This window comes from Photorhabdus asymbiotica (assembly GCF_003634575.1).
Taxonomy (GTDB): Bacteria; Pseudomonadota; Gammaproteobacteria; order Enterobacterales; family Enterobacteriaceae; genus Photorhabdus; species Photorhabdus asymbiotica.
In genome coordinates this window covers 281,211-300,623 of sequence record NZ_RBLJ01000001.1, presented here as the reverse complement: position 1 = coordinate 300,623, position 19,413 = coordinate 281,211, and the positions used below count along the sequence as shown (strand labels likewise).

Below are 19,413 nucleotides of genomic sequence, written 5' to 3'. Positions count from 1 at the left end.
TGTTAACTCCTTGCTGCGAGTGCAGTGACTCGTTCATAAGCTCGGCCACTATGGATAGTTTCAAGAGCTTGTTGTGTGTTATGACGTAAATTTTCCTGTCCATGAATTTTCATCAACAGGGCAACGTTAGCGGCAACGGCATCAGCATGTGCTTTCTGACCTCGACCCTGTAACAATAGACTGAGCATTTCGCGGTTATCTTCCGGTGAACCTCCTTTTAATGCATCCATTGGATGATTTTGTAAACCAAAATCTTCAGCATTTAATTGGTAACAGGTGATTTCGTCACCGTTAAGTTCCGCCACTTTTGTGGGTGCATGTAGGGCAACTTCATCCATTCCACCACTGTGAACAACGGCTGCTCGTTGATAACCCAGAACTTGCAAGGTGCGGGCAATAGGTGCAACCAGTTCGGGGTGGTAAACACCAATTAATGCCAACGGCGGGCGTGCTGGGTTAATCAGAGGACCTAATACATTGAATAAGGTCCGGGTTTTTAGTTGCTGACGTACCGGCATCGCGTGGCGGAATCCAATGTGATATTGCGGAGCAAACAGAAAACAGACGCCGATTTCATCCAGAGCAGTGCGTGCACATTCTGCACTGACATCAAGTGCTATACCAAATGCGGCCAGCAAATCAGATGAACCTGAACGGCTGGAAACACTGCGGTTGCCATGCTTGGCAACTTTGAGATCACAAGCTGCTGCGACAAATGCACTGGCTGTCGATATATTGATACTGTTCGTACCGTCACCACCTGTTCCAACAATATCGCAAAAAATATAGTCTGGCCGTGGAAATGGCAGGGCATTTTCTAATAATGCTTGAGCGGCACCTGCAATTTCTTGTGGCTGTTCACCCCGTAATTTCATGCTGATAAGTACAGCGGCGAGTTGTGATTCGCTTAATTTTCCTTGGATTATAGCGGAAAATAGTTGTTTGCTTTCTTGTTGTGTCAGTATCTGTGCACTGAATAATTTGTCAAAAATAGGCTGCATTTTCATCCCTCTTTTAATTCAGCGCCCAGGTCAGAGTTTGTTCAAGTAATCTGGCCCCATGTGTTGTAAGAATAGATTCTGGATGGAACTGAAATCCACAAACCTTATGTTTGTCGTGGCGAACAGCCATAATGGTGTTGCCACAACGGGCTGAAATGGTCAATTCAGATGGAATTCTGCTACCCATCAGGGAGTGATAACGGGCAACGGGCAAAGGATTTTCCAGATTAGTAAACATGGCCTGATTATCATGTTCTGCCAGAGAGGTTTTGCCGTGTAGGATTTCATCAGCGGCGCAAATCTCTCCGCCATATGCTTCAATAATTGCCTGATGTCCAAGACAGATGCCAATCACTGGAATTTTGCCGATTATTTGCTGAAGTAACTGAGGCATGCAGCCCGCATCGGATGGTTTACCAGGTCCTGGTGAAAGCATTAGTAACGGAGATGGCAGTATTCTGAACTGTTCCATAATGATTTCGGTGGCAACGGTATTACGATAGATAACAACCTGATGATTATTGCTGCGTAATTGATCGACGAGGTTATAGGTGAATGAATCCACGTTATCGAGCAGAAGAATATTGGCCATTAGAAAATCTCCTCGGCTTGATGAGCTTCAGCAATTGCACGAATGACGGCTCTTGCTTTATTACGAGTCTCTTCAGCTTCTGCTAAAGGTACCGAATCCAGTACTACACCAGCGCCAGCTTGCACGGTAGCTATGCCATCTTCCACGTAGGCAGAGCGGATAACGATGCAAGTATCCATATCACCTTTGCTGGTGAAATAGCCGACTGCGCCGCCATAGCTGCCGCGACGCTCATTTTCATAATCGGCAATCAGTTGCATAGCTCGTACTTTCGGTGCACCGGTGAGCGTTCCCATATTCATACAAGCTTGATAAGCATGAAAAATATCCAGATCATGGCGTAGTGTTCCCACGACGCGGGAAACCATATGCATAACAAAAGAATAGCGATCTACTTTTGTCAGGTCGGCGACATAGCGGCTACCAGGTTCACAAATACGGGCCAAATCATTGCGAGCTAAATCAACTAACATCAAATGCTCCGCTAATTCTTTGTGATCTGTACGCATCTCGAGTTCTGTCCGGCAGTCCAGATCTGCATCTAATTCTCCGGCAGCATTGCGTCCACGGGGACGTGTGCCAGCGATAGGATAAATTTCAATCTGGCGGTTGGATGCATCATATTTAAGTGCGCTTTCAGGAGAGGCACCAAACAGGCAAAAGTCTTTGTCCTGCATGAAAAACAGGTAAGGGCTTGGATTACGATATTTAAGTTTTTGGTAAGCATTAAGTGGTGCAGGACATGGTAGAGAAAAGCGTCGCGATGGAACTACCTGAAAAATATCTCCTTGATGGATAGCTTGTTGTAATCGTGCGACTATTTCTGCATATGTTTTGTCATCCTGATTGCACGAAACTTTCATTGCAGGTACAGCGATTTGTTTTATGGGTTGAGCGGGTTCGGTAAGCAGTTCTGTCAGTGTTTTCAAGCGTTGTTTAAGGCGTTGATTTTCTTCTAGAGAATCACTAAAAAGACTGATTTGCAGACGAGTATTTTTATTTTGGTGGTCGATCACCAGTAAAGTTTCTGCCAAATAAAAGCAAAAATCAGGACAGCGCTGGACCGTTTTTACTTTTGGTAACGGTTCAAATCCGGCCACCAGATCGTAAGAAAAAAGACCGCCAACGAATACCGCTTCTGCGTTGTATTGTTGTGGCACTTCCATCAGAGAAAGTAGGGCACGTAATGCATCAAATACTGATATAACTTTCAGTCGATTATCTTCATCCATCATAGCGTGGTTAGTCTTAGGGAAAATCAGTTGAAGAGAATTGTGTTTAATTTCGGTTTGAACGTTTTTGGTAAATTTTTTGGCGAGAAAAGGTAATAAATTTCGGCCATTTTCTGTCAGAGCATCAAAAGTGACCGTATTACCGTTGGCACTGACCCGCAAGGCACTATCGATGATGAGTAGGCTTTTCAGGCTTTTTTTACTATTAATTTCCGCAGATTCCAGTAATAACGTTGCTGGGCGCTCACCGCAGAGTTGATTGAATAGTAGCGCTGGATCGGGTTGATAAGCAGTTTCCTGCTCAATGATGATGAGTTCTGGTTGTTTATCCGTCATTTCTTTGTCCTGATAATGAATTACGCATACAAAAAACCCGCCTTGTAGCGGGTTTTGGTTGTTTGGCACTGTTGATTTATGTGCGTGACCATACCGCCCTGCATGGGAAGTTGTGCCACCAACGGATAGACATCATAAATACAGTCATTTTCAGTGCCTCTTTAGTATTGGGTATATAAGACAACCTCGTCTTAACTTGCGTACTAGTAAACTGGATCGATCATGATATGTCAAGAGGGAGGGATGAAAAAATATTATTATATTATTGTCGGCTCGTTGGGTGAGGGTAATTGGCTATCAGAATCCTAACTCTTATTCCGGTGGTTTGATGTTATGTACGAATACTTATCATAGTAGGTAAATAGTAGGTAATAGGAAGTATTCAATTGTATTAATTTTTATAAAATTATTGTTTTACTGTTACAAATAACTGACATTGTTATTTTAAAAATATAACTATACCCAATAGATTTCGAGTTGCAGCGCGACGGCAAGTGAACGAATCCCCAGGAGCATAGATAACTATGTGACTGGGGTGAGTGAACGCAGCCAACAAAGCAGCAACTTGAAAGATGAAGGGTATATGGCGCATATTTAATAATATCATATATATAAATTTTATTTCCCGAAAAGCAGAATTTATCTGAAGTAAATCTGAGTTAAGCAGCATGATGAGTTAGCTTTTTCTTTAGTCAATAGGCAAAAGAGGGGAATAGATAATTAATTTTTATTTCTGTATATGAAAAAAAGAGGTTTAACAGATATTACTGTGAGAAGTAGTATTCAAGGCTCTAACATATTGTGTTATTTAAAATTCATTTTCTTATGTAGTTAAACTATTTAATTCTTTATATTCAATACGTTGTGGGTATTCCATGGGAATGGTTTTTTGATCTGAATACTTATAGAACTCTACCTATTCTGGCATAGATTGCCATGATTTAACTTTCTGATATTTAAACACGTGTACTGTTAGTGGAGTATGATATGAGTAAAAATGAATCGAAAACAGATAGTCAATTGGTATATGAAACTGATCCACATGAAGATGCGGGAGAGGGGGCGGCGCAAAAAACTTATCGATTAAACGGTTTTGATCCTAAAACAGCCGATAGCACATTATCATATACCCCGACAAGACTGGCTAAAACGGTCTTTAATACTTACGAGGAAAAGGATGATTTTAACGTTCTCTGTTATTTATCTGATTGGTCAATCTATGATGAACGCTTAGCACCGATAAATGATGATTCTTTTAAAATAAAGGGGGGCAGAGGTGCTGATTTAATGCGCTTTAAAGGTGATAAAAAGGAAGGAAAGCCGTTTAAAAGAATTATTTTTAGTTTTGCAGGTATTATTGGTGATCCCGGAGAGAAGAAAACAACTATTATCGCTGCTTCGGGTGAAAATGGATGGAAAATGGGGAAAGATGAACAAGATATTCTTGAGAATCACGAAGGAAAACCTATTCCAATTGATCCCTGGGCTGATGTTGCAGCTTATCTTAATTGTGGTTTTACTAAATGGGCGGGTGATCCTGTAGATTTATATCATCAAGATAAAGCACAAGGGGTATTAGGAGGATTACGTTTACTCAAAGAAGAAAATCCGGATCTGGAGATTTCTGTCAGCGTTGGCGGTTGGTCAATGAGTGGTGCTTTTTATAAAGTTTGCCGTGATGAGAAACTGCGCCAACGGTTTGTTGAGGGGATTAAAGATTTATACAGCAAATTCGACATGTTAACTCATCTTGATCTTGATTGGGAATATCCCGGTTCTGCGGGGGAAGGTAATCAATTTGATAAAGATGATTATAAGTATTTTATTGAGCTTATTAAGGATTTAAAGAATGCGAATATCAGTAATTTAAAAGGAATTAGTATTGCAGCTTCTGCTGATAAAGCAAAAATGGAAGCAGCACATATTCCAGAATTGATCGCCGCGGGTGTCAATGAAATTAACTTAATGACTTATGATTTCTTTACATTGGGCGATGGAAAACTTTCTCATCATACTAATCTTTACCGCAATAAGGATGATGAATATTCTAAATATTCAGTCGATGATGCAGTTAAATATCTTATTGATTTAGGCGTTGATAGAAAATTAATTTATATTGGTTATTCTGGCTATACACGTAATGCCAGAACTGCGGAATTAGAGAGTAAAGATAATGAACAACTTGTTGGGAAATATACTGATGGAACATCCACAGTAGGGAGTTTCGAACACAGCGTAATTGAATGGACGGATATTATTTATAATTATATTGATTATGAGAATCAAATAGGCCGTAATGGTTTTGAAGTTTTTCATGATCAGATTGCTAAAGCTGATTATATTTACAATAAAGAGCTGAAAGTGTTTATGTCATTAGATACGCCACGCTCAGTAAGAGAAAAGGGCCGTTATGTTAAAGAAAATGGTTTGGGTGGTTTATTTATTTGGAGTGGTGATCAAGATAATGGTCTGTTAACTAACGCGGCTCATGAGGGATTAGGTCGTAAGGTCATTAAAAAAGTTATTGAAATGAAGCCATTTTATTTTGAAGGTGAACTCCCTTCTTACGATAAACCCAAAGAGAAACAGTGTGAAGCATGTAAATTGAATTTATTTTTTTAAAAAATCTCACTATCTGAAGCGGTTATAGTATCTATAGCTGTTCTATTCAAGTGTTTCCGATTAATTAGGTTGGAATAATACAATGGATAAATATAAAAGCCTTTCTAGTGAAAAACAGAATGTAATAAAAGTATCACCATTATTGGCTGCGGCAGCAGAAGTAAAATCGTCAAAACCGCGGTCAGGTTATATGTTGTTAAACTCAGAACAGAAAAATAATAACTCTACCGTCACATTAGTAAATACTCTTCAGCGTCTAGGTTATCACTCGATTTTTGATATTATTGAAGTGCCAAAGCAGCGATTTATTAAACGTCATAATGAGTCTTTATCTGGTTACGCAGAGGTGATTTTTGATAAAGCAATGAGTGCGGCTAATCAATTGGTGCAGAATTATCGTCAAAAGCAATTGAGAGATTATGATGGAGCAACATTAAAAAAAGCGAGTCATCAGGCAAGATATTTTTCTTATAGCAATGAGAATACTGATGAGGAAGAAAAATTACCTGATTACAGCAGTTTATTTCCTGAGCCTTGGGATAATTTCTGTCAGCCAGATGCAATTGAGTCCCTTGACAGTCCAGTAAATTATCTGCTTGATCTTTATAAATTTGTAAAACAAATAGAGCTAGATGGTTCTAATAATGCAGTAGGATTGGAGCAAAGGCGGGCAGACATTCCTTATTTAATGCTCAATAGCGATAATCTTTACAAAGAAATTACCGCAATATCAATTGTAAATGATGTTTTGTCGGAGAGTGCCAGGAAATATATTGATCAGACAGGCCAGGCAGCAAAACCGGTTAATCAGGTATTGGGAGAAACCCGTTTCCCATTCACATTACCCTATAATCTACCTTCTCAACAAATAAACAAAGGATTAGCTGAAAAAGAAACTGAATTGGGTACGCTAATTCAGCAAGTGGATCAACAGTTTCCCTGGCATATTTTAACTGAGAAACGTGACCAGATTTTGCTTGCTTATACTCAATTGAGTAAAGAACAAATGATTTTACTGACAGAGAAAAGCCCGTTTGCCCAAAATTTTCTGTCGCGGGAGCAATTGATTAAGGGCTATTTAAGCACAAGTACCACGGAAATATTGCCTGAACATGATATTTCAAAACATGCTTATATTATTCGTGCAGGTGAAAACATTATGGGTCCAACATTGTTGAGTGATAATGTGGACAAAGCCTATGATGAGATTATCATTACCTGCGAAAATAAAGATAAGGAGACAATTAAAGTTAAACTTCGGGGCGAAAATATTCTGACTTATAACCGCATAAAAGCGAGGATGGAACCATTTGATAATTCACCTCCATTTAGCCGGCAATTAAAGTTAACTTATGTAGAAAGTGATAATAGTGCAATAGGTAATTTGGATAATGGTCCTTTCTTTGGTGAAATGACAGTTTATGCGGCGATGCCAAAAGGGAGTTCGAATACATCGGTAGATATTGCAGGCATTAATTTCCTGACCATGACTTACCATTTTGCTATTGCTAAACAAGGCACTGAACAAGCAAAATTGTTGCCAGAAGCTGAACAATTTTTCCAGGATAATTATGGTCTTTCTGCGGCTGAAAGTGTGAAATTAAAAGAGATTCTATCTTTTGGTCAACAAACAGGATCAAAAGTAACCAATCTCGAACATCTGTTAAGTAGCGGTGATTTTCGGCCTTTAGTTTCGCCAAATGTGGTATTTTCTAACCCTATCTACACTAGTGGGCAAACGTTAGAAAACTTTCCAGCCCCTTATCATTATGGTGGTGTGTATATAAATGCTGGGCAATTGGACGCACTAGGAATTGTAAGAACCGATTATGGACGCGAAATAAGCGCAGTTTCTAATTTTCGTTATGATCGTATGAATCGTTTTATTCGCTTACAGCGTTGGTTAGAATTACCCTATCATCAACTTGATTTATTAATAACTTCAGTAATAAAAGCTGAATCAAAAAATACAGAACTGGCTATTACTGATAATACGTTAAGAGCATTGGGTTTATTCCGGCACTTGCGCACACAATATAAAGTGTTACCAGAAATGTTTGCTGGATGGATTTATCAGATTACTCCATTCTCTATCAGTAATAATATTCCTTTTTTTGACCAAGTTTTTAATCGGTCTAAACTTTTTGATCAGCCTTTGATTTTGGATGGCAGTGAATTTAGTTATACGGAAAATCAGGGTAATGGTGCGAAAACGGTCAAACAATTGTGTGCGGGATTATCAATTCCCTTATCCACATTTCAAGTTATTGCCCCTGTGGTTGAGGGTGCGCTGGGACTTTCTCCGGATAAATTGGCAGCTGGTAAATTAATTCGTAATCTTGATGTGGCGTCTAGACTTTATCGACTGGTAACTATTCCACGATTATTTGGTTTTTCGGCGGAAGATGGGTTGATCCTGGCAGATATTCTAACAGGTGAAAGTACATATTTGGCTAAGATACCGACGCTTGGAGAAAATTCTGACCAGAAAAATGATATTCTCAATATTATTGCTCAAATGGAAGTTCTCACTTCTTGGTTGACTAAAACAAAACTGACACCAATAAAGCTTTCCTTATTATTAGGTCGAACTCAGATTCCAGTTGTTCCAACAAATGGAATGCTAACTTTTTATAAAGGTATTTCTGACGGTCTTACCGATAATGTGTGTTTAAAAGAATCCGATTTTAATCGGCAAGAAATAAATGATATAAATTGGTGGACGATTTTATCAGATGAAAACGGTGTTTTTGATCGGAATAATGGGTTAATCAAAGATATTCCATTGGCATGGGGGAAGACAGACGAAGAATCTCTGAGGAAAAAGATAGAAGATATTTTAAATGAGAAGAAGATAGAAGCAGATAATAATCAAATTAATATTATCTTGCAGATTATTTTACAAGTTAAAACCGCACAAGAAAATCTATTGTCTAGCGCTATTGCGGGTGAATACGGTGTATCAAGAGATATTGTCCCGCTACAACTTCGTTGGTTGGGAAGTAGTGTTTATTCAATGCTAAAAATGATATTAGATAATTCTCCAGGAAAAATTGAGGATATTAAAGAAGAATTTCTGGACCTCACCTATAGTTTGTTAATGTATACTCAGTTAATTAACGCATTAGGCATAAATAATAATCTCCTATTATTGCGGCTGACAAATCCTGAATGGTTGGGTTTAGCTATAAATAAAAATGCGATAATATCATTGTCGTTAGATGAAATTTTCCTACTGAGTCGTTATCAAGATTTATTGGACAATGCGGAACAAAATGAAGATAAGATCCAGGAATATTTTACTTTTGCTAATAGCGAAACCTCATCAAAAAAAGAGGAGAGTGATAATAGTTATAAATGCGCGCAATTACTGGCTGAAATTTTAGGTTGGGATACTGATGAAATTTATCTTGCTTGTGATAGAGGCGGATTAAAGGAAAAACGCGCCATGACTTTATCTCAAATAGATTGGATACGACGATTACAACAACTTTCTGTAAAAACTAATTTGTCCGTTGAGCCTTTATTAGGTGCTGGTGCACTCGTCGTTAATTCAGATTTTGAATCTTTCCAAAGCATTGGTGAAGCTGTAATGGCTGCATTAGAAGCACAAGGAGATAATGAGAATGTCTAATTCAATTGAAGCAAAATTACAAGAAAACTTGCGTGATGCATTAGTTGATTATTATCTTGGTCAGATTGTTCCGCATGATACAGATTTTCAATCCCAGAGTGAGAAAATTAAAAATGTTGATGATTTATATGATTTTCTGTTATTAGACACTCAGGTTTCTTCTAAAGTAAAGACAGCTCGTGTTGCACATGTTACCCAGTCGGTACAACAATATATTAACCGCATTGTTTTGAATTTAGAGTCAGGTTTATCTATGACTCAGGAAGATGCAGATAATTGGCAGGAATTTGCTAATCGTTATGGTTATTGGTCCGCAAATCAACAATTAGCTATTTATCCAGAAGTCTATGTTGATCCTACATTACGTTTAACAAAAACGGAATTCTTCTTCCAACTTGAAAGTGCATTAAATCAAGGCAAGCTTACGGATGATGTTGCTCAGAAAGCAATATTGGGATATCTGAATAACTTTGAAGAGGTCAGTAATTTAGAAGTTATTGCTGGCTACGAAGATGGTATTGATATTGCTAATGATAAAATCTATTTCATTGCTAAGACTCGCACTCAGCCATATCGTTATTTTTGGCGGATTGTCGATACGAAACAACGTAATGGTCAAACTGATGAACTGTATCCTACCGCTTGGAGTGAGTGGAAGCTGATTAATGTTCCTTTAGAAAATGCGCGTAACGGTATTATTCGTCCAATTATTCTGAATAGTCGATTATATATTAGTTGGTTTGAAGTTTCTGAAGAAAAACAAGATAAAGATAATAGCATTAAATATCGTACCAAACTTAATTTGGCCCATTTGGCATTTGATGGTACCTGGAGTACCGGCACGACGGTCCGAGAAGATTTACTTGATCATCCCATGCAAGAGTTGATTGCGATTCTTGATCGTACAGGAGACGTTGAACGTTTAGCACTGATTGCATTCGTTCGTTTGCAAGGGACGGATCAAGGCAAGCCATATGATTATGATGAAGTCTTCGCTTATGTTTGTGACAATCTGTTAATGGCGGCAACTGATTTGCCTAAATCCAACTCAAGCCTGTCCGATCTTGATTCATATGGGGCCGCTTTAGTCTGGTTTTATTTCCGGGAGCCTTTGAATGGTGGACCAGAGGAATATAAACAACTGGTTCTTTACCCGGTTAATAATAATATGCAGTGGCCGATCGCTGAACCGCCAACATTTGAAGGTAGTTTGGGTAAGATAGACGATTTTAAATTGGATGCTTCTTATGTTGAAGGGTCATTAAATATGTATCTTACATCCACTTCAACGTTTCAATATGATTTCAGCAGAAGTAAGAATATCCTATATTGTATTTGGCTGGAGGATAGTCATGGTGAACGCTGTTGGTTGAATTATAAATTGCTTACCCCGGAAGATTATGATCCAAAGTTAAGTGTTACATTGAATCGGTGTGATAGGAGTGATGTGACGGTTGTTACTGGTTTTAGTTTGCCATCAGAAACTGGAACAGATGTTGCGGGTAGAATTAAGACCAAATTAAGTATAGGTAAGCTGGTTCGTGATAAAATTCAAATCAAACAAACCAAACAAACTCAGTACTTGCAATTTCCTAAAGAAAAACAAAAAAAGGAACAATCAGGAAGTTGGTATTCTGATAAGGCGATTCGTTTAAATACCCTTTTTGCAAAGGAGCTAATTAGTAAGGCGAATCAGAAACTGGATAAAGTTCTTAGCTGGGAAACCCAAAATATTCATGAAGAACCTATTACAGGTAGCGATTCAAAACCAATCGACCTTAAAGGTGCAAATGGTATTTATTTCTGGGAATTATTTTTTCATATGCCATTTATGGTGGCCTGGCGCTTTAATGTGGAGCAGCGTTATGAGGAAGCCAGCCGTTGGATTAAATTTATTTTTAATCCTTTTGAAAGTCATGATGAACCCGCTTTAACACAAGATAAACCGCGTTATTGGAATAGCCGTCCGATAATTGATGCACCAAAAGAATTACGTAGTCTGATAAAACCGGCTGATCCTGATGCAATTTCTGCCAGCGAACCTATTCATTATCGCAAGGCTATTTTTAATTTTTACGTTAAAAACATTATTGACCAAGGCGATATGGAATACCGGAAGCTACAGCCTACGGCAAGAACATTGGCACGTTTAAGCTATGCAACGGCAAATTCGCTGTTGGGAGCGCGTCCTGATCTTCAGTTAGCAAGTTTTTGGCAACCAATAATGCTTGATGATGCGTCATATAAGAAAAATAGTGTTATACGTGGCTTGGAGATGATAAGCGAGCCTTTGCCTTATGTTCCAGTGACTCATGATAAAACGATCAGTGCGCTTGATAATGACATCTTCATGAAACCTATTAATGAAGAATTGACGGCCCTGTGGGACAGAATAGAAAGTCGGATTTATAATTTACGACATAATTTAACGCTAGACGGTAAAGAAATTTCTATGGATCTTTATGATTCAAAAATTTCTCCTCGTGGGTTAATGAATCAGCGTTACCAACGAGTCGTTACGGCCAGAAATGCCAGCCGAATGAATTTCAGAGTGCCAAATTATCGTTTTGAACCTATGTTGGCGCGAGCAAAATCCGGTGTTGAGACTTTGATTCAATTTGGTAGCACGTTGTTAAGCCTGTTGGAGCGTAAAGACAATCTGAGTTTTGAGTCATTCCAGATGATTCAGAACAATGATCTTTACCGTTTTGCTGTTGACCTTCAGCAGCAGGATATCAATATTAATCAAGCCAGCCTTGATGCTCTTCAAGTTAGCAAACAGTCTGCCCAGGAACGGTATGAGCATTATAAAAGCCTTTATGATGAAAATATTTCGTCAACCGAACAGCAGGTAATTGAACTGCAATCGCAGGCATCTTCTGCATTGTTAGCGTCACAGGTATCAAGGACGGCGGCGGCGGCACTGGATTTAGTTCCCAATATTTATGGATTGGCTGTTGGTGGTTCGCGCTGGGGGGCGGCTTTGAATGCAGTTGCTGAAATAGCGACTTTGAAATACCAGTCTGATAATACCAAGGCTGAAAGCCTCAGTGTTTCTGAATCTTATCGCCGTCGCCGTCAGGAGTGGGAACTGCAATATAAGCAAGCTGAATGGGAAGTTAAGTCTATTGAGCAACAAATCGATATTCAACAGCTGCAGGTCAGTGCAGCACGTAAGCGCTTGGCACAGGTTGAAGCTCAACAACAACAATCTCAGGCACTGTTGGCTTATTTTTCCAGCCGTTTTACTAATGAAAGTTTATATACTTGGATGATTAGCCAGATTTCAAGTCTTTATTTGCAGGCTTATGATGCTGTTTCATCATTATGTTTGTCTGCGCAAGCCTCCTTACAATATGAGCTTGGTTTGGATGAGCAAAATTTTGTTGACGGTGGGAGTTGGAACGATTTCTACCAAGGGCTGTTAGTCGGCGAAAATCTGAAATTGGCTCTGCAACGTATGGAGCGTGTTTATGTTGAGCAAAATTCACGTAGATTAGAAATTATCAAAACGATCTCACTTAAATCTTTATTGGGTGAAGAGTGGGAGACAAAACTTCAGACCTTGAAATCGCATAATCCCATTACTTTTAATCTGGATGAATTAAAGCAATTTGGGGGGGATTATCCAGGTTTGTTTAATCGGCGGATTAAATCGGTTTCAGTTACGTTGCCTATGTTAATTGGGCCTTATGAAGATATCTGTGCCAAATTAAGTTTGTCGGGTGTGAGTAGTTATACAACAAAAGCCGATCTTAAAACCGTTGAAAAAATGCTGAAAGAAGGTGTTCGTGCAGAAACCCCTTATACTGTCCGCAGCATACAGCCTAACCAACAAATCGTTTTATCTACCGGTATTAATGATAGTGGGATGTTCACACTGAATTTCGATGATGAACGTTTCTTACCTTTTGAGGGGGTTGGGGTAGGATCGAGTTGGAACTTCCAATTTACCAATACATCTCAGGATTTAGAGAGCCTGACAGATGTTATTCTTCATATTCGCTATACAGCGAAAGAAGGATCAGCATCATTTGGTATGGCTGTTAAGGAATTATTAAGAAAGGAAAACTTGGATGCATAATGGCGGGAATTAGGAATTAAATCAATTAGTCATCTGAATTTAAAGTTTTGACTCGTTATCTTTAACATTTAAATTAGCCTCTTTTACTGATAGGGAGGCTAAATATAAATCGCATTGGAGTTTATAAATGGTAAATAAATATACTTATACTTCATCGAAATCCATGTCCGACGTAAGTGATATTATTGGTGAACCATTAACTGCATGGAAAAATCAGGCAGGTGGACAAGTTTTTAATGTTATTTTTGATAGTGGTGTTTACACCAATACATATTGGGTTGAGCGCTGGCATGTTCCCGAACCATCATCTAAAGATGGAACGCCGCATAATGCCTGGAAATATCTTCGTCCGGCAACGGCAGACGAAATAAAGCAACACGGAAATCCTACAGATGGGAGTGTTAATCCAACTGAAGATATTCCTTCACCGGTTTTGCAGTCGGATGAAATTACAGAGAAAACTTATCAACGACCGGAGATTAATTTTAAACCGGATGGTTCAGGCGGCAATCTTGCTTATACTGCCACTCGTGTTTGTCGTCCAATGTATAATGAATACGAAACAGATAAGTCTAAACCTAAACTTTCTGCTTATATTACTGATTGGTGCCAATATGATGCACGTTTAGATGGTCATGATGAAAAGGCTGATGATCGGGGAAGAGGATTTGATTTAAGCACCATCAATGTTATTGCCTATGATAAGTTAATATTCAGCTTCTTAGGTATTTGTGGGGATGTTGGGGTTAAAAAAGACAAAATCAATGAAGTTTGGCAGGGCTGGAAAGATCAGGGTGGCAATATTACAGAAGGCCATATTGTTCCTCTTGATCCCTATGGTGATTTAGGTACTGCTCGTAATGTGGGATTACCTGAAGAAAGCGCTAATACTGATATCGGTCCAGGAACATTTTTACCTTATTATCAGCAAAAAAGAGCGTCAGGCTTATTAGGTGGACTGCGCGAGTTACAAAAGACCGCTCGTTTAGCAGGCCATAAACTTGAACTGGCTTTTAGTATTGGTGGCTGGAGTATGTCTGGTTATTTCTCCGTGATGGCGGCTGATGTGGCATTGCGTAGCGTTTTTGTTGGCAGCATTGTTGATTTTTTCGAGCGTTTTCCTATGTTCAGTTGTGTTGATATTGATTGGGAATATCCAGGAAGCGCTGGCGAGGTTGGTAATGTGATTAGCGATAAAGACGGAGAGAATTATGCTCTGTTAATTAAAGAATTGCGTGAATCTTTGGATAGAAGATTTGGGCGAGAGGAAAGAAAAGAGATTTCTATTGCCTGTAGTGGTGTAAAAGCGAAATTAGCAACATCTAATATTGCAGAATTAGTCAAGAATGGTCTGGATAACATTTACTTAATGAGTTATGACTATTTCGGTACTGGATGGGCGCCTTATATTGGCCATCATACTAATCTTTATTCGCCAAAAGATCCTGATCCATTAGCCGAAACCGATTTATCTGCGGAAGTCGCTATCAATTATTTGCATCAGGATCTTGGCATACCTTTGGAAAAGATTCATTTAGGCTATGCTAACTATGGACGAGCCGGCAAAGGAGCAAATCTTGAAACACGCGAATATAATAAGGCGGGTGATGCATTAGGAACAATGGAAAAAGGTTCGCCTGAGTTCTTTGATATTGTTAATAATTATCTGGATACTGAACATACTCTTGCTACCGGAAAAAGTGGCTTTGTGTTAATGACGGATACCAATGCCGATGCCGATTTCTTATTTAGTGAAAAAGAAGGGCACTTTATTTCATTAGATACGCCGCGCACGGTGAAGCAGAAAGCGGAATACGTCGCTAAGAATAAACTGGGTGGGATATTTTCTTGGTCAGGCGATCAGGATTGTGGTTTATTGGCGAATGCGGCCAGAGAAGGGATGGGGTATATTGCTAAGTCTAATGATGAGACTATCGATATGGGGCCACTTTATAATCCGGGCAAGCCCTATTATTTGAAATCTATCGGTGAAATGAAGAAGAGTTCTGATTAGCCTTTCTTTAACGCTTAAAATGATAATGCTCAGCCTGATGTTTTAGGTCTGAGCACTATTCTTTGCTGTAAAAATATGAGTACAGGAGTAGATGGATAGATATTTCTCTGATATTGTGTATGAATAGCTTGGTATATTTTCGACTTTGAGATTATTTATCAATGCTTAATTCATGTGGTTAAATTTTTTATAAAATAATTTGATCATCAGGTTTTTCCGAGAAATGTTAATTATTTACCTCGAGGAAAGTATATGAATAATAATAGAGATGAAGAAGAGTTATCAGCCATAGCTGGTTGGAAAAAGGATCACGATCCTACAATAATTCAACAATGGGGAGTAGTAACCAGAGTAGCAGATAAAACTTCAGTTCTTTTTCCCAGGCCATTTCCTAATGCCTGTTACAATGTGCAACTTACATTGAATGCAGTTGATGATGGTGGGTATGATGTGGCTCCTGTAAGGGCGGAGAATGTATCAGCATCAGGGTTTACATATTGTGCTGGAGAAGGTGAAACAGTAGCTTTCTGGTTTGCTATAGGTAGTTAATATAAGAATATGATATTACTACAGTAAAAAATAATTCATTCTACCCTTAGAACTGAATCAAAATTATATTGAAAGCCGGAATCAAATGAACTGACCCCAGAAAGTTGGACATTTTAGTTAAACGGCGTGTAAGGCCTGGTTTCGATATTCTATCGGAGTTAGGCCTTTTAATTTCACCTTGATCCGTTTTGTATTGTAATATTCAATGTATTCTTCTATTTTTTCAATCAGTTCATCCGCACTTTTAAAGTGCTGCTGGTGATACATTTCTGTTTTGAGTAAGGCAAAAAAGTTTTCTGCCATCGCATTATCCAAACAGTTCCCTTTCCTCGACATACTTTGTTTAATATCTTTATCAGCAAGTTGCTTTTGATAAGCCCTATGCCGATATTGCCAACCTTGATCACTGTGAATGAGTGGCTTAGAGTGAGCATCTAGCCCATCTAATGCCCCTTTTAGCATCTCTGTCACTAAAGGCAGACTCGCCTTTTTCGCCACGTTGTAAGCGATAACTTCTTGATTAAATAAGTCAATAATAGGTGATAGATAGACTTTTTGTTCATTCACTTTAAATTCCGTCACATCCGTTACCCATTTCTCATTAGGTTTTGTCGCGCGAAAATCTCTTGCCAACCAATTCGGTGCTGTTTTTCCAACTTCCCCACGATAAGAACGATATTTCTTCGGCCTTACCGTGGATTTTAGGTTTAATTGCCCCATTAATCGTTGGACTGTTTTATGATTGATTTTAAAGCCATTTTTTCTCAATGCTAAATGAATGCGGCGATAGCCATAACGACCTTTATGCTCATGATAGATAGTTTTAATCATCTCTATTTCTTGTTCATAAGCACGCGTTTTTTTAAGCGCTTGGCATTGATAGTAAAACATGCTTCTTGCAAGATTAATGGCACAAAGTAAGTGCTTTAATGGATATTTCTTTTTAAGAGCTAAAACAATTAACGCTTTTTCTTTGCTAGTGGGCGTTTCTTCTGTTCCAGCTCTTCTAACTTTTTTAGGACAGCATTTTCTGCACGCAAATAAGCTAATTCTTCTTTAAGTTCCTCAACTGTCATTTCGTCATCAGACTTCGGCGGGGTTTTAGGTCGGGATTTCATTGGGGGTCTTCCTCGCTGATGACTTTCGAGTCCTTTGATACCGGTTTCATTATACTTATCAAGCCAGACTGATAAGGTACCTGGAGTCGTTAAATTGAGAACTGCACTAGTGTGAGTGAGAGACCAATCATGTGTCCACATTAATTTTAAAGCTTGGAGTTTTGTTACAGCACAAAGAGAGTGAGACGTTGGCAAAAAGGCGTTATCGCCATGAATGGCAACAACTTGAGCCCAGTATCGAATTTGTCGAGAAGAGATTGAATATTCCGCTGATAGCTTATCCGATGTGTTACCTGCTAGACATCGTTTAGCAATAATGATTTTTAGTTCACGACTATATTTAGACATAAAAAAACCCCCAGTAAGTGGTTGTCCAACTATTGGGGGTCACTTCACAACTCCGGCTTACTTTCAGCATTGAAACCCATCAGCATTCTCCCTGTCTCTGTAGGCTTATCTGTTATACCCTTCATCTTTCAAGCTGCTGCTTTGTTGGCTGCGTTCACTTGCCGCCGCGCTGCAACTTGAAATCTATTGGGTATATTATTGATCTATTTAGCGTGAAATTTAGTGTCTTATTGTGCAGATTTAATTCTTATTTTTGATTATTTGATTGATTTTAAATAGATTTATTTGTTTTTGATGTAAAATATCTCTATTTATCGTTAAGCTATCCGCTCTAATGTTCCAAATCTATTCAGGCAGAGAAAGAGATAATGACAAATTCAGCCACTGAGTTAGTAACAATTTATGATCTGCATAGCCATACGACTGTATCGGATGGTTTACTTTCACCATCGGAGTTGGTCGAACGAGCAGTGGCAATGGGCGTTAATGTATTGGCTGTGACTGATCATGATACGACGGACGCTATTCCGTTAGCTCATGAATATATCAGCCAACACAATTTGCCATTGAAACTCATATCAGGCGTTGAGATATCAACTCTGTGGCAAAATATAGAGATTCACATTGTGGGGTTGAATATTGATATTCAGTCAGATGCAATGATTGAATTACTTAATAGACAATCTGAACTCAGAAAGGAACGAGGCATTGAAATAGGCCGCAGATTGGCAAAGGTAGGTATTCCCGATACTTGGGCAGGGGCAAGCCAATTAGCGAATGGTGGACAAGTGACACGGGGCCATTTTGCCCGCTATTTAATCGAAATTGGTAGAGAGCCAACGATTGCGAAAGTATTTAAGAAATATCTGGCAAAGGGAAAAATCGGATACGTTCCACCGCAATGGTGTACAATTGAACAAGCTATTGATGCCATTCATCAATCAGGCGGGCAGGCAGTCATTGCGCATCCGGGGCGGTATAATTTATCTACTAAGTGGTTGAAACGTTTGATTGTCTGGTTTAAGCAACATGGTGGTGATGCGATGGAAGTTGCACAGTGCCAGCAGGCACCTAACGAGCGGCAATATCTCGGTCAATTGTCACGGGAATATGATTTGATGGCTTCGTTAGGTTCTGATTTTCACCAGCCTTGTGCATGGATAGAGTTAGGGCGTAAATTGTGGTTACCCGGTGATGTGGTACCAATATGGCGCAACTGGTCACTGTAGGGGCGACATAAAATTAAGAGGTAATTTATGAGCCAGTTTTTTTATATTCATCCTGATAATCCGCAGCCACGCTTAATAGGGCAAAGTGTGGATGTGTTTAAGAACGGAGGGGTAGTTGTTTACCCAACTGATTCTGGTTATGCGATTGGTTGCCATTTGGAAGATAAAGATGCAATGACACGGATATGTCGTATCCGTCAGTTGGATAATCATCATAATTTTACCTTGATGTGCCGGGATTTATCAGAGATATCAACTTATGCTTATGTCGATAATTCAGCTTTTCGTTTGATTAAGAATAATACGCCGGGCAATTACACCTTTATTTTGCGGGCGACTAAAGAAGTTCCTCGTCGTTTGATGAATGATAAACGGAAAACAATAGGGTTACGCGTTCCATCCAATCCCATTGCTTTGGCTCTGCTTGAACAAGTGGGTGAACCATTGATGTCCACCAGTCTGATTTTACCGGGTAACGATTTTGCAGAATCTGATCCTGAAGAAATTAAAGATAATTTGGGTAAATTGGTTGATCTGATTATTCATGGTGGTTATTTAGGACAGCAACCTACAACGGTAATTGATTTAACTGATGATACGCCGGTTGTAATACGTAAAGGTGTCGGGGATATCACTCCATTTTTATAAGTTAAG

The 19,413-nt window shown here is 39.0% G+C and carries 12 protein-coding genes and 1 other annotated feature; of the genes, 7 read left to right on the top strand and 5 right to left on the bottom strand.

Annotated elements, in window-relative coordinates:
- Positions 1–2 precede the first annotated feature (2 nt).
- The 3 genes from trpD to BDD30_RS01165 are packed head-to-tail and all read right to left on the bottom strand — an operon-like array spanning position 3 to position 3,161.
- Positions 3–1,001 carry an anthranilate phosphoribosyltransferase gene (gene trpD / locus BDD30_RS01175; protein ID WP_015834190.1) on the bottom strand — a complete coding sequence of 333 codons (999 nt, stop codon included), beginning with the start codon at positions 999–1,001 and terminating at the stop codon, positions 3–5.
- Between the two features lie 13 nt (positions 1,002–1,014).
- Positions 1,015–1,593, bottom strand: a complete 579-nt coding sequence (locus BDD30_RS01170) for a glutamine amidotransferase-related protein (RefSeq protein WP_015834191.1) — start codon at positions 1,591–1,593, stop codon at positions 1,015–1,017.
- On the bottom strand, positions 1,593–3,161 hold the full coding sequence (locus BDD30_RS01165; RefSeq protein ID WP_015834192.1) for an anthranilate synthase component 1: 1,569 nt from the start codon (positions 3,159–3,161) through the stop codon (positions 1,593–1,595). Before BDD30_RS01165 ends, BDD30_RS01170 begins: the two co-directional genes overlap by 1 nt.
- A 27-nt stretch (positions 3,162–3,188) precedes the next feature.
- Positions 3,189–3,288: a sequence feature (Trp leader region), on the bottom strand.
- An 860-nt stretch (positions 3,289–4,148) separates the two neighbouring features.
- Here BDD30_RS01165 and BDD30_RS01155 point away from each other — a divergent pair.
- The 5 genes from BDD30_RS01155 to BDD30_RS01135 all read left to right on the top strand — a co-directional run bounded on the left by BDD30_RS01155 (position 4,149) and on the right by BDD30_RS01135 (position 16,064).
- Complete coding sequence (locus BDD30_RS01155; protein ID WP_041381830.1) at positions 4,149–5,783, top strand: glycoside hydrolase family 18 protein; 1,635 nt, start codon at positions 4,149–4,151, stop codon at positions 5,781–5,783.
- Positions 5,784–5,865: 82 nt separating this feature from the next.
- The gene (locus tag BDD30_RS01150) at positions 5,866–9,417 is read left to right on the top strand and encodes a Tc toxin subunit A (protein WP_015834194.1); all 3,552 of its coding nucleotides are present in this window, start codon (positions 5,866–5,868) and stop codon (positions 9,415–9,417) included.
- Positions 9,410–13,501, top strand: a complete 4,092-nt coding sequence (locus BDD30_RS01145; protein WP_015834195.1) for a Tc toxin subunit A-related protein — start codon at positions 9,410–9,412, stop codon at positions 13,499–13,501. Before BDD30_RS01150 ends, BDD30_RS01145 begins: the two co-directional genes overlap by 8 nt.
- A 127-nt stretch (positions 13,502–13,628) precedes the next feature.
- Positions 13,629–15,515: a glycosyl hydrolase family 18 protein gene (locus BDD30_RS01140; protein WP_015834196.1), complete on the top strand. Its 1,887-nt coding sequence runs from the start codon at positions 13,629–13,631 to the stop codon at positions 15,513–15,515.
- Between the two features lie 252 nt (positions 15,516–15,767).
- On the top strand, positions 15,768–16,064 hold the full coding sequence (locus BDD30_RS01135) for a gp53-like domain-containing protein (RefSeq protein ID WP_015834197.1): 297 nt from the start codon (positions 15,768–15,770) through the stop codon (positions 16,062–16,064).
- A gap of 117 nt (positions 16,065–16,181) precedes the next feature.
- Here BDD30_RS01135 and BDD30_RS01130 read toward each other — a convergent pair whose 3' ends face one another.
- Both BDD30_RS01130 and BDD30_RS01125 read right to left on the bottom strand, forming a co-directional pair.
- A complete protein-coding gene (locus BDD30_RS01130; RefSeq protein ID WP_041381832.1) occupies positions 16,182–17,024 on the bottom strand; it encodes an IS3 family transposase in 843 nt (280 codons plus the stop codon).
- On the bottom strand, positions 17,024–17,530 hold the full coding sequence (locus BDD30_RS01125) for a helix-turn-helix domain-containing protein (protein ID WP_015834198.1): 507 nt from the start codon (positions 17,528–17,530) through the stop codon (positions 17,024–17,026). The genes BDD30_RS01130 and BDD30_RS01125 overlap by 1 nt, the downstream gene beginning before the upstream one ends.
- A gap of 368 nt (positions 17,531–17,898) precedes the next feature.
- Between BDD30_RS01125 and rnm the strand changes: the two genes are divergently transcribed.
- Together rnm and BDD30_RS01110 are read left to right on the top strand one after the other, a co-directional pair.
- On the top strand, positions 17,899–18,759 hold the full coding sequence (gene rnm, locus BDD30_RS01115) for an RNase RNM (protein WP_041381834.1): 861 nt from the start codon (positions 17,899–17,901) through the stop codon (positions 18,757–18,759).
- Between the two features lie 27 nt (positions 18,760–18,786).
- A complete protein-coding gene (locus BDD30_RS01110; protein WP_015834200.1) occupies positions 18,787–19,407 on the top strand; it encodes an L-threonylcarbamoyladenylate synthase in 621 nt (206 codons plus the stop codon).
- The last annotated feature ends 6 nt before the right edge of the window (positions 19,408–19,413 follow it).